Below are 21517 nucleotides of genomic sequence, written 5' to 3'. Positions count from 1 at the left end.
GATAGTGCTGCAACCAGTGTGAAAGTAGGTTATCGTCAGGCTAGTTATATAGAAAAGCCCCACTCAGTGATCTGAGTGGGGCTTTTCGCTTTGGGCGATCGATTTATCATGCCCCTTCCTCACAAGACCAAACCCTGCCATCTTGCTGATCGAGGCCAGCCCTGACCACCATGAATGCGTTCTCAACGCCACCATGCGCGTCAGGCGGTTGATGATCTACTCCGACGTGACCAAACGTATGGAAGCTAGTTTTCATCAACGTCATGTCGAACTATCGTGACCATCGGCCCCCTGACAAGGCCATTTCGACTCACTGCCCCGTCACCGTCACCGGTTCCACCGTCTTGGCCACGCCGCGGCTCTGACTGATACTGTCCCCATCATCCCGGCGCAGGCGCCAGAACACCAGGGAAGAAAATAGCGTCAGTATCGCCAGCGCCATGAACCCGTGGTGCATCGCTTGCGTTACCTGCCCCTGATTGGTCTGTGACACGTCACCAAGGAACCAAGCGGTGACGATCGATCCCGCTGCCAGTCCAAAGCTCATCGACAATTGTTGGAGCGAACTCGAGATCGTGCTCGCCATGCTCGAGTCTGCCGGTTCGATGTCGGCATAGGCCAGCGTGTTCATGCTCGAAAACTGCAGTGAGTTGAAGAATCCCAGCATCAGGCTGACGCACACGATCATGATCAACGGCGTGCTGGCATGGACCAGCGTGAACATGGCAATCGTCACGCCAATCATGATGGTATTGGACCGCAGCACCTGCCGATAACCGAAGCGAGCGAGCAAGCGCGGCGCGAACAGCTTCATTCCCATTGCCGCCAATGCCGACGGCATCATCATGAGCCCCGACTGCCACGCCGGCATCCCCAGGCCCAGCTGATATAGCAGCGGTAGCAGGAACGGCAGGCCGCCGACACCGAGACGGGTCACGAAGCCGCCCAGCACGGCAATACGGAAGGTACGCACCTTGAGCAGTGTCAGGCGCAGCAATGGAAACTTCGTGCGGCAGGCATGCCAGGCGTAGGCACCGAGCAAACCCAGCGCCAGCAGGAACAGCAGGCCGGCCGTGATGCCGTCGAGCGTGTGTTCGCCGAACACTTCCAGCACCCACGACAGCAACGCCGTGCCGCTGCTGAACAGCAGCAGGCCAACCACGTCGAGCGGGCGCTGCTGCTCTGCGCGGTAATCTGGCATATGGCGCCAGACAAAATACAGCGCGATCAGGCCTACCGGAATATTGACGAAAAAGATCACGCGCCATGTCGTCCAGTGCACGATCAGCCCGCCGATCGTCGGCCCCAGCAATGGCCCGATCAGCGCGGGGATGATCACGAAGTTCATCGCTCCCAGCAACTCGTTCTTGGGAAACGTGCGCACGATTGCCAGGCGCCCGATCGGGATCATCATCGCGCCGCCCAACCCCTGCAGCAGGCGCGCGCCCGTCATCATGCGCGCATCGACCGACAAGCCGCACAACACGGACGCAAAGGTGAAGATCGCAATCGCCGTAAAAAACACGCGCCGCGTGCCGAAGCGATCGGCCATCCAGCCACTGAGTGGAATACCGACGGCCAGGCCCAGGATATAGCTGGTGACGACCGATTTGAGGCTCAGCGGCGTAACGCCGAGACTGGCGGCAATGCTGGGAATGGCGGTGTTGACGATGGTCGCGTCCAGCTGCTCCATGAACAGCGCGATGGCGACGAGCCAGGGGAGATAGCGTTTGAGGGTAGGCGAAGGAGTCAATCGGGCCTCGACAACAGCGCGCGGACTGCGCCGCGAAAGGCCCGATTGTGTCACGAAATACTATTTACCCGCGCCGTGTACCCGCCGCCCAGGCGGGTGTCACGCGGGTAACGAAACCCATCAGAAGCGGTAGGCTGCCTTGGCGACGAGCCAGTTGGCACCGGCGTTCGGGCTCTTGATGCTGCCGTTCGAATAGTGCTGGTACTTCAGGCCGAAGTCCCACTTGGCGGTGGTGTAGCCCACGCCGAGATGGTCGCCAAACTGGAACGCGGTCGACAGTTCCTTGTCTTCATTCTTGTACAGCGTCGACAGAACGTTCAGGCCGATACCGATTTCGCCATACAGACCCAGCTTGTTGTCGTTCTGGTAGCGGAACACCGGCGTAAAGCCCAGCACGCCGATGTTCTTGTTGCGACCGGGGACGTTCTCGTACGCATTCAGGCGCCACAGGGCCAGGTTCGTTTCAAAGTAACCCGACAGGTGGCGGCCATTGCCGGCGAACCACTGCTTGTCCCAGTCCGACTGGATCGCGACGCGGCCCATGCGCTGCTGCGGATTGGTGCCGTATTCAAACGACACGGAATCGATGTAGCCGTTGCCCACGGTGGACTGGGCGAACGCGGCAGGCGCGCACAGCGCGGCGCTGGCCAGCGCCAGCATGCTGATTTTTTTGAAAGTGAACATGGTCTACCTGGAAAGGGTGGGAATGACGTTTTGGAATAATGCGGTATTGTACTAGCGAGAACAATAGCGTGCTGCCGGCCACGCAAGCGGACGGCGCAGGTATCATAGGCGCCCGCCGCAACAATATCGATCAATAACCATGGCCGAACCAACCATCACCCCGTTGTATCCCTTGAGCGCGCCGATGCAGCGCCAGCCGGAAACCGTCGTGCTGCCGCATGACCCGGTCGGCGAACACATTGCCACGCACCTTGGTGCGCCCACGATGTTCTTCCACGAGACGGATGGCGGCGCCATCCAGGTCGACATCCACGTGATCGCACCGACCGCCGATTTTCCTTACGTGCGCCTGCTGACCTCGGGGATGAGCAAGCGCCCGATGACGACGCCGGAAGGTGCGCCACCGTTTGCCGAGCTGATGATGGCCTTGCCGGCCAACTGGCAGCTCGATGAAGCGTCGGTCAGGGAAGAACGCTGGTACTGGCCGGTGGCCCTGATGCGCCATCTGGCGCACTATCCGCACAACCAGGGCACCTGGATTGGCCTGGGTCATGCGCTGCCCAATGGCGCACCACCCAAGCCCTACGTCGATGGCGTGGGCTTCTGCGGCGCCATCCTGCTGCCGCCGGTGTCGGCGCCCGAACCGTTTCATTCGGTGACGGTCGACGGCAAGGATATTTATTTCCACTGCGTCGTGCCGCTATTCAAGGAAGAACTCGACCTGGCGCGACACCGTGGCTTTGCCGCCCTGATCGACAAGTTCAACGACAAGGATGTGACTGATGTCGTCGACCCGGCGCGCAAGAACACGGTCAAGAAAAAATTCCTCGGCCTGTTCTAGACGCCGTCAAACAGGGCCGCGCGCGATGCGCGGCCCGCCAGGTTGTCAGGCAACCGGCAGACGCATCTCCACCAGGCGCGCCCAATAGCTCGCGCCAATTGGCAGCAGGTTGTCGTTGAAGTCATAACTGGCATTGTGCAACTGGCATGGGCCAAGGCCATGGCCACCTGCGCGGTGGTCGCCTTCGCCATTGCCGAGGAAGACATAGCACCCTGGCTTGGCCTGCAGCATGAAGGCGAAATCCTCGGCGCCCATGGTCGGCTCGACGTTTGCATTGACCGCGTCCGGGCCCACCACGGCGCGCATTGCCTCGATCGCAAACGCGGTCTGCTCGGTGTGGTTCACCAGCGGCGGATAATTGCGCTTGAAGCCAAAGTCGACCGTCGCGCCAAAGCCGGCGGCAATTCCGTCGGCCATTTCCTGCATGCGGCGCTGGATCAGATCCAGCACCTCGGTCGAGAACGTGCGCACCGTTCCCACCAGCTTTGCTTCATCCGGAATGATGTTGGTGGCACTACCTGCGTGGATCTGGGTGATCGACAACACCGCCGTGAGCAGTGGATTCTTTTCGCGCGAGATGATCGTTTGCCACGCTTGCGCGATCTGCACCGCCACCATGATCGGATCGATGCCGCGGTGCGGCTGCGCCGCATGGGCGCCCTTGCCGCGCACGGTCACGCGAAACTCGTTACTCGACGCCATCATCGGCCCGTCGACCACGGCAAACGTGCCTTCGGCGATGCCTGGCCAGTTGTGCATGCCGTACACGGCGTCCATCGGGAAGCGCTCGAACAGGCCGTCTTCGATCATGCGCCGCGCGCCGCCGCCGCCTTCTTCGGCCGGCTGGAAAATCAGGTACACGGTGCCGTCGAAGTTGCGGTGCTGCGCCAGATAGTGCGCAGCGCCGAGCAGCATCGCGGTGTGGCCGTCGTGGCCACAGGCGTGCATCTTGCCCGCGTGGGTCGATGCATGGGCGAAGCCATTGATTTCTTGCATGGGCAGTGCGTCCATGTCGGCGCGCAGGCCGATCGCGCGTTCAGACGTGCCGTTCTTGATGATGCCGACGACGCCCGTCACGCCCAGCCCGCGCACGACGGGAATGCCCCAGGCTTCGAGGCGGTCGGCCACGATCTGCGCAGTGCGGTGTTCTTCGTAGCTCAGTTCGGGATGCGCGTGCAGGTCGTGCCGGATTGCCTGGATTTCGGCGAGTGACGCCAGAATAGGTTCAACCAGTTTCATGATGTTCTCCGCGATGGGGACCTCGGTGGCGCTGCCGCGCACTGCAGCGCGTCAGGCGCTGCGGGCAGGGGTTTGCTGGAGGCCCCTCGGTTGTCTTGCCACCCTTGCATGGCATGGTTTTAACTATTGTAGCGTGCCTTAAACAGACTTGACAGGGGAGGTCACGAACCCCGTCCGAATCGTATAAAGTATTGGTTTAGCGCAGTATTTTCAGTGCAGCCTGCATGCAAAGCCCAAATAACAATATGACCACCACCACCGTCCGTGCGACCTGTCCCCACGATTGTCCCGATACCTGCGCGCTGCTCGTCAAAGTCGAGAACGGCGTTGCCACGGAGGTCAAGGGCGACCCGGACCATCCCACCACGGCCGGCGTGCTGTGCACCAAAGTCGCGCGCTACGTCGAGCGCACCTACCACCCGGACCGCGTGCTGTATCCGATGCGGCGCATCGGCCGCAAGGGCGAAGGCAAGTTCGAGCGCATCACGTGGGACGCAGCCCTGGACGAGATCGCCACGCGCCTGACCGCCATCGCCGCGCGCGACCCCGAAGCGATCCTGCCGTACAGCTATTGCGGCACGATGGGCCTGGTGCAGGGCGAATCGATGTCGCTGCGCTTTTTCAATCAACTGGGCGCGTCGCTGCTCGATCGCACCATCTGCGCCACGGCCGGCGCAACCGGCTACCGGTATTCCATCGGCAGTTCGATCGGCACCGACCTCGAACAGTTCCAGAACGCCAAACTGATTCTGATCTGGGGCGGTAACCCGATCGCGTCGAACCTGCATTTCTGGATGCGCGCGCAAGAAGCCAAGCGCAATGGCGCCACCTTGATTGCCATCGATCCGTATCGCTCGCTCACCGCCGAAAAATGCCATCAACATATTGCGCTGCTGCCCGGCACGGATGCCGCGCTGGCCCTGGGCATGATGCATGTGCTGATCCAGGAAGATTTACTGGATCACGCCTACATCGACCAGCACACACTGGGTTTCGAGCCGCTCAAGGCGCGCGCGCTCGAATGGCCGCCTGAACGTACGGCCGAGATCTGCGGCATCACCGTCGATGAAGTGGTCAACCTGGCGCGCCTGTATGGGCAGACCGCGAAGAATGGCGAGGCGGCCGCGATCCGCGTCAACTACGGCATCCAGCGCGTGCGCGGCGGTGGCATGGCCGTGCGCAATATCGCCTGCCTGCCGGCCCTGGTGGGCGCCTGGCGCCAGCCGGCCGGCGGCATCCAGTTGTCGAGTTCGGCGTCGTTCCCGACCAACCGCCCGGCGCTGCAGCGCCCCGATTTGCTGGCCGGCCGAACCCCGCGCACGATCAACATGACCACGATCGGCGACGACCTGCTGCGCGAGAGCGCGCCCGATTTCGGCCCGAAGATCGAGGCCGTCATCGTCTACAACGCCAACCCGCTGGCGATCGCGCCCGATTCGCGCAAGGTGCAGCAAGGCTTCGAGCGCGAAGACCTGTTTACCGTGGTGCTCGAACACTTCCATACCGACAGCGCCGACTACGCCGACATCCTGCTGCCGGCCACCACCCAGCTCGAACACGTCGATGCGCACCTGGCCTATGGGCACCTGTACATGATGGCCAACAACGCCGCTGTGGCGCCGGTGGGTGAATCCAAGCCCAACACCGAATTCTTCCGCTTGCTGGCAGCGCGCATGGGCTTTACCGATCCGTGCTTCCAGGAGAGCGATGACGCCATCGCCGCCCAGGCCTTCGACAGCAGGGATGCGCGTGCGGTGCACTTCGACTGGGAGTCGCTCAAGCGCACCGGCTGGAGCAAGCTCAACATGCCGGACGCGCCGTTTGCCGACGGTGGCTTCACGACGCCATCGGGCAAATGCGAGTTCTTTTCAGAGAGCATGCTGGCCGACGGCCTCGATCCGGTGCCCACGTATATCCCGCCCTACGAGTCGGTGGCATCGAACCCCGAGCTGGCGAAAACCTATCCGCTGGCCATGATTTCTCCGCCGGCGCGGAACTTCCTTAACTCGACGTTTGTCAATGTACAGAGCCTGCGTGCAACTGAAGGCGAACCGCACCTCGACATCCACCCGCACGATGCCGCCGCACGCGGCATCGGGCACGGTGACATGGCGCGCATTTATAACGATCGCGGTTCGTTCCTCGCCCGTGCACGCGTGACCGACAAGGCGCGCGCTGGTTTGGTGGTGGGCTTGTCGATCTGGTGGAAAAAGCTGGCCACCGACGGCAAGAACGCCAACGAAGTCACCAGCCAGCGCTTGACCGACATGGGCCGGGCGCCCACTTTCTACGACACCCTGGTGCAGGTTGAAAAAGCTGCGCCCCCAATACGAGATGACGCCCTCTAGATTCTCACAGGCCTTGCGGCCGCTCATGGCCGCGGCAGCTGCGGTCTTCATGTTGACCAGCTGCTCATCGCTTTCGTATTACACCCAGGCCGCGCAGGGCCAGCTGCAATTGCTGTCCGACGCGCGCCCGATCGACGACTGGATCGCCGATACCGGCACCAGCGTCAAATTACGGCATCGGCTGGAGGCGGCGCGCCAGATCCGCCGCTTTGCCATCCAGGACATGCAGCTGCCGGATAACGGCAGCTACACCAATTACACGAGCCTCCAACGCCCCTACGTGCTGTGGAACGTGGTGGCCACGCCCGAACTGTCCCTTAAACCGATCCAGTGGTGCTTTCCGGTGGCCGGCTGCGTGAACTACCGCGGCTACTACAGCAAGACCGACGCCCAGGCCTATGCCAGGCAATTGCGCGCAGAAGGTCACGACGTGGAAGTGGGCGGCGTGAGCGCCTATTCGACGCTCGGCTGGTTCAGCGATCCGCTGATATCGACTTTCATCAATTACCCGGACGCCGAACTGGCGCGCCTGATTTTCCATGAGCTCGCGCACCAGGTCGTCTACGTCGCGGGCGATTCGCAATTCAATGAATCGTTTGCCAGTGCCGTGGAGCAGGCCGGCGTGGAAGCCTGGCTCGAACGCTTCGGCAACCCGGCCATGAGCGCGGCCTACGATCGCTACAAGGCGCGCAAGCGCGATTTCCTGGCCCTGCTGCTGCATTATCGCGGCGAGCTCGAGCGCACCTACAAGAGCATCGAACCGGACGAGACCAAGCGCGCTACCAAAGGCCGTCTGTTCATCGCGCTGCAGAACGACTACCAGGTGCTCAAGGCAAACTGGGGCGGCTACGCCGGGTATGACCGCTTTTTTGCCGAGCCGCTCTCGAATGCCCACCTGGCGTCGGTGGCGACCTACAATGACCTGGTGCCGGCATTTCGCGCATTGCTGCATCGCGAGAAGACCTGGAACGGTTTCTACAGGGCCGTCAACCGGCTCGCCGCCCTCGACAAGAAAGAACGCAATCGCGTGCTGGCGCGGCTGGCGACGACAACGCCGCCGGGCTTGCAGGTGGTGCAGCGCACCATCGGCGCACTGCCGTAGAGGGCAGGTTCCAATCGGCGTAAAAGCGCTTGCGCACAAGGGCGCTGCCCGATAGCATCACACTCAGCGATAGCAAAGGCATAAGCTTCGTGCGCATGCGAGCCGGCAACATAGCACGGCCGCCGACAAAAACGACCACGATCCGACCAGGATCACGAGACAGAGGCAACCCATGGACAAGATTTGGCTGCAGTCGTATCCGCCAGGCATGCCGGCAGAGATCAATCCTGATCAGTACTCTTCGCTGGTGCAGTTGCTGGAAGAATCGTTCAGCAAATTCGCAGACCGCAATGCCTTTGTCTGCATGGACAAGTTCATCACTTACCGCGAGCTTGATGCGTATTCGCAAAAGCTCGCCGCCTGGCTGCAAAGCCGCGGCCTGACGCCCGGCGCGCGCGTGGCCATCATGATGCCGAATGTATTGCAGTACCCGATCGCGCTGGCCGCCGTACTGCGCGCTGGCTACGTCGTCGTCAACGTCAATCCGCTCTACACCGCGCGCGAACTCGAACACCAGATCACCGACTCGGGTGCCGAAGCGATCATCGTGCTGGAAAACTTCGCCCACACCGTGCAGAAGGTGATGGGCAAGACCCCGCTGCGCCACGTGGTGGTGGCGAACATGGGCGAGCTGCTTGGCGGCGTCAAGGGCATGGTGGTCAACCTCGTGGTCCGTCACGTCAAGAAGATGGTGCCCGAGTTCTCGCTGCCGAACATGGTCTCGTTCAAGGATGCACTGGCGCAGGGCGCCCGCATGACCTTCAAGCCGGCCACGCTCAAGGCCGGTGACGTCGCCTTCCTGCAGTACACGGGTGGCACCACGGGGCCATCGAAGGGCGCCACGCTCACGCACCGCAACGTGATCGCCAACGTGCTGCAAAGCGAAGCCTGGTCGGCGCCGGCGCTGGGCGAGGCGGGCGGCGAGCCGCTGACGATCGTGTGCGCGCTGCCGCTGTATCACATCTTCGCGCTGACCGCGTGCGCCATGTGGGGCATGCGCATGGGGGCGCTGAACGTGCTGATCGTGAACCCGCGCGACATCCCAGGCTTCGTGAAAGAACTGGCCAAGTACCGGTTCAACATGCTGCCGGCCGTGAACACGCTGTACAACGCGCTGGTGAACAACGCCGCTTTCACCCATCTCGATTTCTCCGGCCTGCGCATCTGCAATGGCGGCGGCATGGCGGTGCAAAAGGCCGTGGCCGACAAATGGCGCGATATCACCGGCGTGGCCATCATCGAAGGCTACGGCTTGTCCGAGACGTCGCCGGTGGCTACCTGCAACCGCGCCGACGTGCTTGACTTCACCGGCACCATTGGGCTGCCGGTGCCATCGACCGACATCGCCATCATCGACGATGCCGGCAACCAGGTGGCCCCAGGCCAGAGCGGCGAGATCGCGATCCGCGGTCCGCAAGTCATGCAGGGGTACTGGAACCAGCCGGCCGAGACCGCCAAAGTCATGACGGCAGACGGCTTCTTCCGCTCGGGCGACATCGGCATCATGGACGCGAGCGGCTACGTCAGGATCGTCGATCGCAAGAAGGACATGATTCTGGTCTCGGGTTTCAACGTCTACCCGAACGAGCTCGAAGGCGTCATCGCCGGTCATCCGGGGGTGCTCGAGTGCGCCGTGGTCGGCGTGCCAGACGCCCATTCGGGCGAGGCGGTCAAGGTATTCGTGGTAAAAAAAGACCCGAATCTCACGACGGACGACTTGCTGGCCTACTGCAAGCAGGAATTTACCGGCTACAAACGACCCAAGTACATCGAATTTCGCACTGAGCTTCCCAAGACCAACGTCGGCAAGATCCTGCGACGCGCGCTGCGGGATGAAAAGCAGGCGGACACGGTGGCGTAAGTCACGGCGAATGATGGGCAATCAGTCGAAGCCGCCTGCGGGGCGGCTTCGGCGTTTTATTGGAACCAACAAGGAAGGCAGTGGAATACATGGACAAATTCTGGCTAACGTCGTACGAAACCGGGATACCGGCAGAGATCGATGCGACGCAATATCGCTCGCTGGCGCATTTGCTCGAGGAGGCGTTCCGCAAGTATGCCGACCGCAAGGCCTATGCCTGCATGGGCAAGTCCATCACGTTTTCCGAACTCGATACGATGTCGCAGCGCATGGCCGCCTGGCTGCAGGCCAAGGGCCTGAAACCCGGCGCGCGCGTGGCGCTGATGATGCCCAACGTGCTGCAGTATCCGGTGGCGCTGGCCGCCGTGCTGCGCGCCGGCTACGTGGTCGTCAACGTCAACCCGCTCTATACCCCGCGCGAGCTGCAGCATCAGCTGATCGACTCGGGCGCCGAGGCGATCGTGGTGCTGGAAAACTTCGCCCATACACTCGAACAGGTGATCGGCCAGACGCAGGTTCGGCACGTCATCCTGGCCACGATGGGCGACCTTCTGGGCGGCCTGAAAGGCACGCTGGTCAACCTGGTGGTGCGCAAGGTCAAGAAGATGGTGCCGGCCTATTCGCTGCCAGGCGCGATCGCCTTCAACAAGGTGCTGGCCGACGGCGCGCGCGAAACCTTGGGGCAGGTTGCGATCGGTCACGACGATATCGCCTTCCTGCAGTACACGGGCGGCACCACGGGCGTGTCGAAAGGGGCGGTGCTGCTGCACCGCCACGTGATCGCCAACGTGCTGCAGAACGAAGCCTGGTTCGCACCGACCCTCGGTCGCATGCCGCCGGGCGAGCAGGCGCAGTTTGCCTGCGCGCTGCCGCTGTACCACATCTATGCGCTGACGGTCTGCGCGCTGCTCGGCCTGCGCGTGGGCGGCATGAACCTTCTGATCCCCAACCCGCGCGACATCAAGGGCTTCATCAAGGAGCTGGGTGGTTACCGCATCAACATCTTCCCGGCAGTAAACACGCTGTACAACGGCCTGCTGAACAACGACGAATTCGCCAAGCTCGATTTCTCGGGCCTGATGGTGTGTCCGGGCGGCGGCATGGCCGTGCAAAAAGCGGTGGCCGATAAATGGCTCAAGACGACGGGCATCCCGATCGTCGAAGGCTACGGCTTGTCCGAGACCTCGCCCGTGGTCACCGCCAACCGCTGCGACATCAGCGAGTTCACCGGCACCATCGGCTTGCCACTGCCATCGACCGAACTGCGCATCCTCGACGATGCCGGCAACGCCGTCCCGTTCGGCACCGCCGGCGAGATCGCCGTGCGTGGCCCGCAGGTCATGGCCGGCTACTGGCAGCGTGACGACGAAACGGCCAAGGTCATGACGCCCGACGGCTTCTTCAAGACCGGCGACATCGGCATCATGGACGACAAGGGCTACACGCGCATCGTCGATCGCAAGAAGGACATGATCCTGGTCTCGGGCTTTAATGTGTACCCGAACGAAGTCGAAGGCGTGGTCGCCTCGATGCCGGGCGTGCTCGAAGTGGCGTGCGTGGGCGTGCCCGACCAGCATTCGGGCGAGGCGGTCAAGCTGTACGTGGTCAAGAAGGATGCGAGCCTCACCGCCGACCAGGTCACGGCGTTCTGCAAGGAGCAGTTGACCGGCTACAAGCGGCCGAAGTTCGTCGAGTTCCGCGAGACGCTGCCGAAGACGAACGTCGGCAAGATCCTGCGGCGCGAACTGCGCGACGAAAAAAAGCCGGCTTGATGCCGCCGTCAGCCAGTAGGGTGGGCGGCTATGCCGCCCACGCGTTCAACGCACGGCTGCACCGCCCTAGCGCATGCCTCGTTTGAACGCGTGGGCGGGAAACCCGCCTCGCCGGCCGCGCCCACCCTACGACCGGCTAATTGAACGGTGTCAGCGGCATGGCGGCCTTCGTCACCACCGGATTACCGGTTCGCGATCAGCGATTCGAGCGGCGGCAACTGGCGCGGCTTGCGATCCGGGCCGGTGGCCACGTAGGTCAGCGTCGCCTCGGTCACCTTGACCACCTCGGCCGCCAGCCGGTTACGCTCGGCGTACACCTCGACGAACACCGTGATCGACGTATTGCCCACCTTGGTGATATCGGCATAGAACGACAGCAGGTCGCCGACGAACACCGGATTCTTGAACAAAAACGAGTTCACGGCGATCGTCGCCACGCGGCCATTGGCGCGGCGCGTGGCCGGCAGCGAACCGGCCAGGTCGACCTGGGCCATGATCCAGCCCCCGAACACATCGCCATAGACATTGGCGTCGGACGGGGCGGGCATGACCCGCAGTTCGGGCATCTTGCCGGCGGGGAGGCGAATGGTGCTGGGCGTGGTAACGGTATTTTCGGGCGTGGTCATCGTGAATTCTCGGTAAAAGCTACAATCGACCCGAATTGAACCACAAAAGTCTCCCCATGCGCCGCAATACCTCACTTCCGCCCGACCCCACAGGCATTCCCCGCAACGACTGGGCCACGCTCAAGACCTTGTTCCCCTACCTGTGGGTCTACAAGTGGCGCGTGCTGGCCGCCATGGGCGCGCTGGTGGCTGCCAAGATGGCCAACGTCGGCGTGCCGCTCGTGCTCAAGCGGCTGATCGACGGCCTGGCCATCGACCCCGCGCATCCGCACGCGCTGCTGGTGCTGCCGGTCGGCGTGCTGGTCGCCTACGGCTTGCTGCGACTGTCGATGACCGTCTTCACCGAGCTGCGCGAATTTCTGTTCGCGCGCGTGACGCAGCGCGCCGTGCGCACCATCGCGCTGCGCGTGTTTCGCCACCTGCATGCGCTGTCGCTGCGCTTTCACCTGAACCGCCAGACCGGCGGCATGACGCGTGACATCGAGCGCGGCACGCGCGGCGTGAACTCGCTGATCTCATACTCGCTCTTCAACATCTTGCCGACGCTGGTCGAGATCACGCTGGTGCTGGGCTACCTGATACTGAACTACGACATCTGGTTCAGCATCATCACCGCCGTGGCGCTGGTCTCGTACATCACCTTCACCGTGGTGGTCACCGAATGGCGCACGCACTTCCGGCGCACGATGAACGACCTCGAATCGAAAGCCAGTACCAAGGCGATCGATTCGCTGCTGAACTACGAGACGGTGAAGTACTTCGGCAACGAAGACTACGAAGCCAAACGCTATGACGAAGGCCTGAAGAACTACGAGAACGCCGGCGTGCGCTCGCAGACCTCGCTGTCGGTGCTGAACACGGGCCAGTCTCTGATCATCGCCACTGCTGTCACGCTGATCTTGTGGCGCGCCACGCAAGGCGTCATCAACGGCACCATGAGCCTGGGCGACCTGGTGCTGGTCAATACCTTCATGATCCAGTTGTACATGCCGCTGAACTTCCTGGGCGTGATCTACCGCGAGATCAAGCAAAGCCTGGCCGACATGGAGCGCCTGTTTGGCCTGCTCGACCAGAACCGCGAAGTGGCCGACGGCCCCAAGGCGCTGTCGCTGGTCATCAAGGGTGCACAGGTCGAGTTCTCGCATGTCGAATTTAGCTACGAGACCAAGCGCCAGATCCTGTTCGATGTCGACTTCACGATTGCCGCCGGCACCACGACGGCGGTGGTGGGCCACAGCGGCTCGGGCAAGTCCACGCTGTCACGCCTGCTGTTTCGGTTCTATGACGTGAACGGCGGCGCGATCCGCATCGATGGCCAGGACCTGCGCGACATCACCCAGGCGTCGCTACGCTCGGCGATCGGCATCGTCCCGCAGGACACGGTGCTGTTCAACGACACGATCGAATACAACATCGCCTATGGCCGGCCCGGCGCCAGCCGCGAGGACATCGTGGCAGCGGCGCGCGCAGCGTCGATCCACGACTTCATCGAAAGCCTGCCGGATGGCTATCAAAGCATGGTGGGCGAGCGGGGCCTGAAACTGTCGGGTGGCGAGAAGCAGCGCGTGGCGATCGCGCGCACGCTGCTGAAAGACCCGGCGCTGCTGATCTTCGACGAAGCCACGTCGGCGCTCGACTCGCGCGCCGAGCAGGCGATCCAGGCGCAGTTGAAAGAGATCGCGAAGAACCGCACGACGCTGGTGATTGCCCACCGCCTGTCGACGATCGCCGACGCGCAGCAGATCATCGTGCTCGATCACGGCAGGATCGTCGAGCGCGGCACGCACGGCGCGCTGCTGGCGGCGCGCGGCCTGTATGCGCAGATGTGGGATCGGCAACTGGCGCGGCCCGATGAGGATGTGGCGTCGCCGCCGCTGGTGCCGGAAGCGTTTGAGCGCGTGGACGGCGCAGCTGTCCACCCTACGATATCCGGCGCGTAATCAAACCGTGTAGAACATCCGCTGGATCTCCTTGGTGCTGGCCGTCTTCGTCAACGCCAGACGTAGGGTGGACGGCTCCGCCGTCCACGCGTCCAGCCAGCAGTGCATCAATACGTATAAAACATCCGCTGAACTTCCTTGGTGCTGGTCGTCTTCGTCAGCGCCAGCATCAGCAGGATGCGCGCCTTCTGTGGGCTGAGCGTATCGGCCACCACGAAGTCCAGCTCATCGTCATTGGCTTCGCCGTTACGCGCCACGATGCCCTGGCCGACGCGGCTCGCGCGCACCACGATGACCCCTTTGGCACGCGCAGCCACCAGCGCCGGCTTCGTTCTGGCCGGCAGGCTGCCGTTGCCGACACCCGCATGCACCAGCCCCTTCGCACCGGCCGCCACCAGTGCATTGACCGCCACATCACCCACGTTCGCATACGCATACGCCACGTCCACCTGCGGCAGCGCGTCGAGCCTGGCCAGATCGAATTCGGTATTGACCGTGTGCTTGCGCGTCACGTCGCGATAAAAGAACGGCTTGCCGCCCTGGATGTAGCCGATCATGCCCAGCTCGGTGGTGCGGAAGGTGTCGGCCGTCGTCGTATTGGCCTTGGTGACGTCGCGCGCCGCGTGGATCTGGTCATTCATCGCCACCAGCACGCCGCGTCCCGCCGCTTCAGGCGTGCCGGCCAGGCGCACCGCGTTGTACAGGTTGATCGGGCCGTCGGCCGACAGCGCCGTTGATGGCCGCATCGAGCCGACCACCACCACCGGCTTCCTGCTCTTGACGACCAGGTTCAAAAAATATGCCGTCTCTTCCAGCGTGTCGGTGCCATGCGTGATGACGATGCCATCGACGCTGCTCTGCGCCAGCAGCAGGTTGACGCGCTTGGCCAGTTGCAGCCACTGCGCATCGCTGATGTTTTCGCTGGCGATCTGGAACACCTGCTCGCCGGTGACGTTGGCCACCTTCGCAATCTCGGGCACGGCCGTGATCAGCGATTGCACGCCGACGGTGGCAGCGGTATAGCCGATCGTCGTCGTGCTGCTGGCGCCGGTCCCGGCGATGGTGCCGCCGGTGGCGAGGATCGTCACGTTCGGCAGCTTGGTGGTCTGGGCCTGGACGGCGGCCGCAAACAGAAAAAGAACGCCGCACAGGGCGGCGTGGGCAGATCGCGGGAACAGCATGAAGGTCTCCGGGCTTTTCAAACCCGGCAGCTTACAGCTTTTTATAGACCACGCCATCCTTCATCACGAACCTGACCTGCTCGAGCAGCTTGACGTCCTTGAGCGGGTCGCCCTCGACCGCGATGATGTCGGCCGCAAAGCCCGGTGCGATTGCGCCCAGTCGCTTGGGCTGATCCAGCAGCATGGCGGCATTGACGGTGGCTGCGCGGATTGCCTCGATCGGCGTCATGCCCGCTTCGACCATGTAGCCGAACTCTTTCGCATTCTCGCCATGCGGGAACACGCCGGCATCGGTGCCGAACGCGATCTTCACGCCGGCCTTACTGGCGCGGGCGAACGTGGCCTGCAGCTGCGGCCCGATCGCCGCGGCCTTGGGCTGCACCAGCGCCGAATAGTAGTTCGGCACCTTGGCCTTGTCCGCCACGTAGCGGCCGGCCGAGATGGTCGGTACGTACCAGCCGCCGGTCTTCTTGAAGAGCGTGATGACCTCGTCGTCCATCAGCGTGCCATGTTCGATCGAGTCGACGCCAGCGCGCAGCGCGCGCTTCATGCCTTCGGCGCCGTGGGCGTGGGCCGCCACGCGAAAGCCGTAATCCTTCGCGGTCGTGACCACGGCGCGCAGCTCGTCCTCGGTGTACTGCGAGTTCTGGCCGCTGGCGGCCTGGCTCAGCACACCGCCGGTGGCCGTCACCTTGATCAGGTCTGCGCCATCCTTGTAGCGCTGGCGCACGGCCTGGCGCGCTTCTTCGGGGCTGTTGAGCACACCCTCGACCGGGCCGGGCGTGCCGATCTTCTCGTTCAGGAAGTGCGACAGGTTGTTGGTCGGATCGGCGTGGCCACCCGTGGTGGCCAGCGACTTACCGGCCGTGAACATGCGCGGGCCCGGCACGTCGCCGGCGGCAATCGCCCGCTTGAGCGCGATGTTCAAATCATCGGCCGCGCCCAGGTCGCGCACCGTCGTGAAGCCCGCCATCAGCGTGCGCTCGGCAAACCTGATCGAGCGGTAAGCCATGTCGGCCGGGTTGGCGGTGAGGCGGTCGCGGTAGGCGTCGACTGCCGGCTGGGTCTCGCTGGTCAGGTGCACGTGCATGTCGATCAGGCCGGGCAGGCAGGCGTGGCGCGACAGGTCGATGTTCCCGGCAGCGCCGGTCATGGGGCCGACCGAGACGATGCTGCCGTTCTCGATGACGATGCTGACGCGTTCGCGCCAGACGCCTTGCTGCACGTCCAGCAGGCGCCCGCAATCGACTGTCTGGGTGGCGGCGTGCGCGCTGTTCAAGGCCAGCAGGATGCCGGCGGCCATCATGGTTTTCATCGTTCGTCCCTCGTTATTTTCATGAAAAAAAAGGCCCTCCATCGCTGGAAGGCCTTCGGGTATCAGGCAATGCCCGCCGCGCCTAGCGCAGCGGTGAAATGGCGGGTTCGGCGTTCGGCTCCCCGAGCTCGCCCTCCCACTTGGCCACGACGGCGGTGGCGATGCCGTTGCCGATGACGTTGGTGGCCGAGCGGGCCATGTCCAGGAAGTGGTCGATCGCCAGCAGCAGCAGCAGGCCTGCTTCCGGGATGTCGAACTGGTTCAGCGTGGCGGCGATCACCACCAGCGATGCGCGCGGCACGCCGGCCATGCCCTTGGAGGTCAGCATCAGCACCAGCATCATCGTGATCTGGGTGCTCATCGACAGCTCGATGCCGTAGGCCTGGGCGATGAAGACGGCGGCGAAGGTGCAGTACATCATCGAGCCGTCGAGGTTGAACGAGTAACCGATCGGCAGCACGAACGAGGCCAGGCGGTTCTTGACGCCGAAGCGCTCGAGGCCTTCCAGGGTTTTCGGGAACGCCGCTTCGGACGATGCGGTCGAGAAGGCCAGCAGGGTCGGGCCGCGCAGTTCGGCGATCAGGCGCAGGATGCGCGGGCCGATGAAGATCATGCCGATGCCGATCAACACCACCCACAAGAGCGCGATGCCGAAGTAGAACTGGGCCATGAAGACGCCGTAGGTCGACAGCACGCCCAGGCCGCTCTTGGCGATGATGCCCGAAACGGCGGCCAGCACCGCGATCGGCGCGAAGTTCATCACGTAGCCGGTCAGCTTGAGCATGACGTGGGCAACGCCGTCGATGGCGTCGATCATTGGCGTGGCGCGTGCACCGACGGCGGCGGCAGCGGTGCCGAAGAACACCGAGAACACGACGATCTGCAGGATCTCGTTGCGGGCCATGCCGTCGACGATCGAGGTTGGCACCAGGTGGGTGATGAAGTCCTTCATCGTCAGGCCGCTGGTGGTAATGCCCGAAGTGGCGTCCACTGGCGGCATCATGCCGGCGGCGAACAGCGCGTCACCGGGACGGAACAGGTTCACCAGGATCAGGCCCAGCGACAGCGAGATGAGCGAGGCAATGAAGAACCAGCCCAGCGCCTTGACGCCGATGCGGCCCACTTCCTTGGCGTCGCCCATCTTGGCGATGCCAACCACCAGGGTGGCAAACACCAGAGGCGCGATGATCATCTTGATCAGGCGAAGGAACAGCGTCGTGATCAGCGACATCGTGTCGGAGAAGCTTTGTGCGCCGGCCGTGTCCGAATTGGTGTTGACCAGATAGCCGACCAGAATACCGATCACCAGCGCGATCAGAATATAGGTGGTCAGGCGGTTTCGATTGTTCATAAAGCTTCCTGTCTTTGGGACCTGTGCGACACCCGCGGCAACGGCGCTGTCGCTGGTGAATTGTTCGGGCAGTGGCTGGCTGTCGAGGACCGAAAGACCAGTTGATTCTGAAGATTATGGCAAGTTCCGCAGTATCCTAGGGGCTGTTAGTGCTGTCAAGCATGCAGTCGCGTGTGGTGTGTGCGGACGATCACGCCACGTCGCGCGATGATCCAAGGCGCCCCGGCGCAGGTAAAATACGCCATCCGTTTTCCGAGAGCCGCCATGTCCACCATCGAAATCCCCGACACCATCACCATCACCCGACCAGACGACTGGCACCTGCACCTGCGCGACGGCGCGGCCATGGCCAGCGTGCTGCCGCACAGCGCGCGCCAGTTCGCGCGCGCGATCGTGATGCCCAACCTCCGGCCGCCCGTCACGACCACCGCCATGGCGCTGGACTACCGCGCCCGCATCCTGGCCGCGCTGCCCGAAGGCGTGCAGTTCGAGCCCCTGATGACGCTGTACCTGACCGACAACACCAACCCGGACGAGATCCGCCGCGCGCAAGACACCGGCTTCATCCACGCCGTCAAGCTGTACCCCGCCGGCGCCACGACCAATTCCGATGCCGGCGTGACCGACCTGACCAAGTGCTACAAGACGCTCGAGGTGATGCAGGAAATCGGCATGCCGCTGCTGGTGCACGGTGAAGTCACCAATCACGACATCGACCTGTTCGACCGCGAGGCCGTGTTCATCGAGCGCGTCATGCGCCCGCTGCGCCGCGATATGCCGGCCCTGCCGGTCGTGTTCGAGCACATCACCACCAAGGACGCGGCGCAGTACGTGGCCGAAGCCGAAGGGCCGATCGCCGCCACCATCACCGCCCACCACCTGCTGTACAACCGCAATGAGCTGTTCAAGGGCGGCATCCGCCCGGACTTCTACTGCCTGCCGGTGCTCAAGCGCGAAGAACACCGCCTGGCGCTGGTCACCGCCGCCACCAGCGGCGACGAGCGCTTCTTCCTGGGCACCGATTCGGCCCCGCACGCCGTGCATACCAAGTACGCTGCCTGTGGCTGCGCGGGCTGCTACACGGCGCTGCATGCGATGGAGATGTATGCCGAAGCGTTCGCCCAGGCCGGCGCGCTCGACCAGCTGGAAGCGTTCGCCAGTTTCAACGGCCCGGCGTTCTACAACCTGCCGCGCAACGAGGGCACGATCACGCTCAAGCGCGAAGCCTGGACCTTGCCCCAATCGGTGCCGATGGCCGAGCACCAGCTGGTGCCGCTCAACGCGGGCGAGACCATCAACTGGAAGATGCTGTAACACCGATGCTTCCGCCGATCGACTGGGCGCAGCCGTGGTACGACACGGTGCGTCCGGCCTTCGAGCGCGCCGCGCCACCGGCCGACGGCTTCATCGACGCCTTCAATGCTGCCGCGTGCGCACTCGATCTGCGCAACGGCGCCGGCCAGCTGCTGCGCTTCGTGCCGCAAGCGAGCCTGCCCGATGGCACGGCGTACGAGGCATTCATTGGCGCGACGGGGCAGGTGCCCACGCGCGACAATCTGCACGACTTCTTCAATGCGTTGGTGTGGCTGACGTTCCCGGGCATCAAGCGCGCCCTGAACTCGCTGCAGGCGGCGCAGATCGCGCAGGCTGGCGTGGGCAAGTCGCGCGGACCGGCGCGCGACGCCGCCACGATCTTCGACGAGAACGCGGCGCTGCTGGTGGTGCGTGACACGGATGTGGGGCGGACACTGGTCGACGACCTGCGCGCGCACCGCTGGCTCGACGCGCTGTATGACAAGCGGACCCTGTTCGGCCGCGATGCCGAAGTCTGGCTGTTCGGCCACGCGCTGATGGAAAAGCTGGTCACGCCGCGCAAGGCGATCACCGCGCACACGCGCGTCGTGTTCGTGGACGACGCTTACTTTGCGCTGGCGCCGGATGCGCGCCGCGCCTGGATCGACCGCGAGGTGGCCGCTGCACTGGCCGGCGAAGGCCTGGCGCACGGTGGCGCCACCTCGGGCTTCACCCCGCTGCAGGTGCTGGGCGTGCCGGGCTGGTGGCCGGGGCAGGATGCCGATTTTTATCGTGATACCACCGTGTTCCGTCCACGCCGGACGGACTAACCAAGGAGAATGTGCATGGCTGAAGCGGTACGTTGGGGAATCCTCGGGACGGGCAAGATTGCCCATGCCTTTGCCACTGCACTGAAGGATGTGCCGGGGGCGGTGCTGGCAGGCGTGGCGTCACGCAGCCAGGCGACGGCCGACGCGTTCGGCCACGAATTCGGCGCGCTGGCCAGCTACGGCGCGTACGAGGCACTGGTGGCGAACCCGGACATCGACCTGGTCTACATCGGCACCCCGCACCCGCAGCACGTCGAGAATGCCTTGATGGCCCTGCGCGCGGGCAAGGGCGTGTTGTGCGAGAAGCCCTTTACGATGAACCTGCGCGAAGCCGAGCAGGTCGTGACGCTGGCGCGCACCAGGCGCCTGTTCCTGATGGAGGCAATGTGGACGCGCTACCTGCCGGCCTACCAGGAAGTCCAGCGCATCCTGGCCTCCGGCGAAATCGGCACGCCGCGTCAGGTGGTGGCCGACTTCGGGTTTGCCGCCACGTTCGGCCCCGAGCACCGCGTCTTCAACCCCGAGCTGGGCGGCGGCGCGCTGCTCGACCTGGGCATCTATCCATTGTCGATCGCTGCCGGCCTGCTTGGCCCGGTGGCGGAAATCCGCGCCCAGGCCCAGATGGGCCCGACCGGCGTCGACGTGCAGACGGGCTTCACGCTCAAGCACGAAGGCGGCGGCATGTCGGTATGCAGCTGCTCGCTGCTGGCGCGCACGCCAGCCGAACTGACGGTGGCGGGCGAGCGTGGCCACGTGCGCATGAATACGCGCTTTCACTGCGCGACGTCGGTCACGGTCACGCTCGACGACGGCACCTCGCGCACGATCGACACGCCGTATCTGGGCAACGGCTACGTGCACGAAGCCATTGAAGCACAGCGCTGCTGGCAAGCCGGTTTGCTGGAAAGCCCGGCGATGACGCAGCGCGAAACGCTGGCGCTGATGGGCGTGATGGACGAGATCCGGCGCCAGATCGGCTTGCGTTACGAGGCGGACCGGGTACGCGCGCCAGCATGAGGCTTGGCGCCGTCACGCCGATCCTGCGCATCTTCGATGAAGCGAAGGCCAGGCAGTTCTATGTCGATTACCTTGGCTTCAAGGTCGACTGGGAGCACCGCTTCGCGCCCGACCTGCCGTTGTACCTGCAGATCGCGCGTGATGGGTGCGTGCTGCACCTGAGCGAACATCATGGCGATTGCTGCCCTGGTGCTGCGCTGCGGATCAACATCGACGACATTGACGTCTTGCACGCCGAACTGGCAGCCAGACAATATGGGTATGCGAGGCCGACGATCGAGGATACGCCATGGGGCACCCGCGAATTGAGCATCAAGGATCCATTCGGCAACCGGCTCACGTTCACATGCTAACGACACGATCG

At 63.7% G+C, this 21517-nt stretch carries 17 protein-coding genes; 10 read left to right on the top strand and 7 right to left on the bottom strand.

Translation table 11 applies throughout. The features are described from left to right. Positions 1-310: 310 nt before the first annotated feature. The gene (locus tag RCH14_RS12430) at positions 311-1753 is read right to left on the bottom strand and encodes a DHA2 family efflux MFS transporter permease subunit (RefSeq protein WP_343026420.1); all 1443 of its coding nucleotides are present in this window, start codon (positions 1751-1753) and stop codon (positions 311-313) included. A gap of 120 nt (positions 1754-1873) precedes the next feature. Beyond that, entirely contained in the window at positions 1874-2437 is a 564-nt protein-coding gene (locus RCH14_RS12425; protein ID WP_343026419.1) for an acyloxyacyl hydrolase, read from the bottom strand. 139 nt (positions 2438-2576) lie between these two features. Here RCH14_RS12425 and RCH14_RS12420 point away from each other — a divergent pair, with 139 nt between their 5' ends. After that, on the top strand, positions 2577-3278 hold the full coding sequence (locus RCH14_RS12420; RefSeq protein WP_343026418.1) for a suppressor of fused domain protein: 702 nt from the start codon (positions 2577-2579) through the stop codon (positions 3276-3278). Positions 3279-3323: 45 nt separating this feature from the next. On the opposite strand, the gene RCH14_RS12415 is transcribed toward RCH14_RS12420, so the two are convergent. Beyond that, positions 3324-4517, bottom strand: a complete 1194-nt coding sequence (locus tag RCH14_RS12415; RefSeq protein ID WP_343026417.1) for a M20 aminoacylase family protein — start codon at positions 4515-4517, stop codon at positions 3324-3326. 245 nt (positions 4518-4762) lie between these two features. Here RCH14_RS12415 and RCH14_RS12410 point away from each other — a divergent pair, with 245 nt between their 5' ends. The 4 genes from RCH14_RS12410 to RCH14_RS12395 all read left to right on the top strand — a co-directional run bounded on the left by RCH14_RS12410 (position 4763) and on the right by RCH14_RS12395 (position 11600). Next, on the top strand, positions 4763-6865 hold the full coding sequence (locus RCH14_RS12410; RefSeq protein ID WP_343026439.1) for a molybdopterin oxidoreductase family protein: 2103 nt from the start codon (positions 4763-4765) through the stop codon (positions 6863-6865). Between the two features lie 25 nt (positions 6866-6890). After that, positions 6891-7967, top strand: coding sequence for an aminopeptidase (locus RCH14_RS12405; protein ID WP_343026416.1), 1077 nt, complete (start codon positions 6891-6893; stop codon positions 7965-7967). Between the two features lie 172 nt (positions 7968-8139). Beyond that, complete coding sequence (locus RCH14_RS12400) at positions 8140-9828, top strand: long-chain-fatty-acid--CoA ligase (protein WP_343026415.1); 1689 nt, start codon at positions 8140-8142, stop codon at positions 9826-9828. Positions 9829-9917: 89 nt separating this feature from the next. Further along, on the top strand, positions 9918-11600 hold the full coding sequence (locus RCH14_RS12395; RefSeq protein WP_343026414.1) for a long-chain-fatty-acid--CoA ligase: 1683 nt from the start codon (positions 9918-9920) through the stop codon (positions 11598-11600). A 182-nt stretch (positions 11601-11782) separates the two neighbouring features. On the opposite strand, the gene RCH14_RS12390 is transcribed toward RCH14_RS12395, so the two are convergent. Beyond that, a complete protein-coding gene (locus tag RCH14_RS12390) occupies positions 11783-12226 on the bottom strand; it encodes an acyl-CoA thioesterase (RefSeq protein WP_183555969.1) in 444 nt (147 codons plus the stop codon). Positions 12227-12282: 56 nt separating this feature from the next. Between RCH14_RS12390 and RCH14_RS12385 the strand changes: the two genes are divergently transcribed. Beyond that, complete coding sequence (locus tag RCH14_RS12385; protein WP_343026413.1) at positions 12283-14166, top strand: ABC transporter ATP-binding protein/permease; 1884 nt, start codon at positions 12283-12285, stop codon at positions 14164-14166. A gap of 107 nt (positions 14167-14273) precedes the next feature. On the opposite strand, the gene RCH14_RS12380 is transcribed toward RCH14_RS12385, so the two are convergent. From RCH14_RS12380 to RCH14_RS12370, 3 genes are all read right to left on the bottom strand, one after another. Continuing rightward, on the bottom strand, positions 14274-15347 hold the full coding sequence (locus RCH14_RS12380; protein WP_343026412.1) for a type II asparaginase: 1074 nt from the start codon (positions 15345-15347) through the stop codon (positions 14274-14276). A 31-nt stretch (positions 15348-15378) separates the two neighbouring features. Beyond that, positions 15379-16662 carry an amidohydrolase family protein gene (locus tag RCH14_RS12375; RefSeq protein WP_343026411.1) on the bottom strand — a complete coding sequence of 428 codons (1284 nt, stop codon included), beginning with the start codon at positions 16660-16662 and terminating at the stop codon, positions 15379-15381. A gap of 82 nt (positions 16663-16744) precedes the next feature. Then, positions 16745-18013 carry a dicarboxylate/amino acid:cation symporter gene (locus tag RCH14_RS12370; protein ID WP_343026410.1) on the bottom strand — a complete coding sequence of 423 codons (1269 nt, stop codon included), beginning with the start codon at positions 18011-18013 and terminating at the stop codon, positions 16745-16747. Between the two features lie 264 nt (positions 18014-18277). Between RCH14_RS12370 and pyrC the strand changes: the two genes are divergently transcribed. The 4 genes from pyrC to RCH14_RS12350 are packed head-to-tail and all read left to right on the top strand — an operon-like array spanning position 18278 to position 21506. Further along, positions 18278-19327, top strand: coding sequence for a dihydroorotase (pyrC, locus tag RCH14_RS12365; RefSeq protein WP_343026409.1), 1050 nt, complete (start codon positions 18278-18280; stop codon positions 19325-19327). Between the two features lie 5 nt (positions 19328-19332). Next, a complete protein-coding gene (locus RCH14_RS12360; protein WP_343026408.1) occupies positions 19333-20136 on the top strand; it encodes a DUF3025 domain-containing protein in 804 nt (267 codons plus the stop codon). A gap of 15 nt (positions 20137-20151) precedes the next feature. Continuing rightward, entirely contained in the window at positions 20152-21153 is a 1002-nt protein-coding gene (locus RCH14_RS12355; RefSeq protein WP_343026407.1) for a Gfo/Idh/MocA family oxidoreductase, read from the top strand. After that, complete coding sequence (locus RCH14_RS12350) at positions 21150-21506, top strand: glyoxalase superfamily protein (protein WP_343026406.1); 357 nt, start codon at positions 21150-21152, stop codon at positions 21504-21506. The genes RCH14_RS12355 and RCH14_RS12350 overlap by 4 nt, the downstream gene beginning before the upstream one ends. Positions 21507-21517 lie beyond the last annotated feature (11 nt).

Source organism: Massilia sp. MP_M2 (assembly GCF_039123635.1).
Lineage (GTDB): Bacteria > Pseudomonadota > Gammaproteobacteria > Burkholderiales > Burkholderiaceae_D > Telluria.
The sequence above is the reverse complement of the archived record's forward strand: the minus strand, read 5'-3'. Positions and strand labels throughout refer to the sequence as shown.

What these genes read in the sequence shown, in the direction of transcription:
- RCH14_RS12425 (WP_343026419.1), bottom strand. Translation starts at nt 2,437, where the DNA reads ATGTTCACTTTCAAAAAAATCAGCATGCTGGCGCTGGCCAGCGCCGCG.
- RCH14_RS12420 (WP_343026418.1), top strand. Translation starts at nt 2,577, where the DNA reads ATGGCCGAACCAACCATCACCCCGTTGTATCCCTTGAGCGCGCCGATG.
- RCH14_RS12415 (WP_343026417.1), bottom strand. Translation starts at nt 4,517, where the DNA reads ATGAAACTGGTTGAACCTATTCTGGCGTCACTCGCCGAAATCCAGGCA.
- RCH14_RS12410 (WP_343026439.1), top strand. Translation starts at nt 4,763, where the DNA reads ATGACCACCACCACCGTCCGTGCGACCTGTCCCCACGATTGTCCCGAT.
- RCH14_RS12405 (WP_343026416.1), top strand. Translation starts at nt 6,891, where the DNA reads ATGGCCGCGGCAGCTGCGGTCTTCATGTTGACCAGCTGCTCATCGCTT.
- RCH14_RS12400 (WP_343026415.1), top strand. Translation starts at nt 8,140, where the DNA reads ATGGACAAGATTTGGCTGCAGTCGTATCCGCCAGGCATGCCGGCAGAG.
- RCH14_RS12395 (WP_343026414.1), top strand. Translation starts at nt 9,918, where the DNA reads ATGGACAAATTCTGGCTAACGTCGTACGAAACCGGGATACCGGCAGAG.
- RCH14_RS12390 (WP_183555969.1), bottom strand. Translation starts at nt 12,226, where the DNA reads ATGACCACGCCCGAAAATACCGTTACCACGCCCAGCACCATTCGCCTC.
- RCH14_RS12385 (WP_343026413.1), top strand. Translation starts at nt 12,283, where the DNA reads ATGCGCCGCAATACCTCACTTCCGCCCGACCCCACAGGCATTCCCCGC.
- RCH14_RS12380 (WP_343026412.1), bottom strand. Translation starts at nt 15,347, where the DNA reads ATGCTGTTCCCGCGATCTGCCCACGCCGCCCTGTGCGGCGTTCTTTTT.
- RCH14_RS12375 (WP_343026411.1), bottom strand. Translation starts at nt 16,662, where the DNA reads ATGAAAACCATGATGGCCGCCGGCATCCTGCTGGCCTTGAACAGCGCG.
- RCH14_RS12370 (WP_343026410.1), bottom strand. Translation starts at nt 18,013, where the DNA reads ATGAACAATCGAAACCGCCTGACCACCTATATTCTGATCGCGCTGGTG.
- pyrC (WP_343026409.1), top strand. Translation starts at nt 18,278, where the DNA reads ATGTCCACCATCGAAATCCCCGACACCATCACCATCACCCGACCAGAC.
- RCH14_RS12360 (WP_343026408.1), top strand. Translation starts at nt 19,333, where the DNA reads ATGCTTCCGCCGATCGACTGGGCGCAGCCGTGGTACGACACGGTGCGT.
- RCH14_RS12355 (WP_343026407.1), top strand. Translation starts at nt 20,152, where the DNA reads ATGGCTGAAGCGGTACGTTGGGGAATCCTCGGGACGGGCAAGATTGCC.
- RCH14_RS12350 (WP_343026406.1), top strand. Translation starts at nt 21,150, where the DNA reads ATGAGGCTTGGCGCCGTCACGCCGATCCTGCGCATCTTCGATGAAGCG.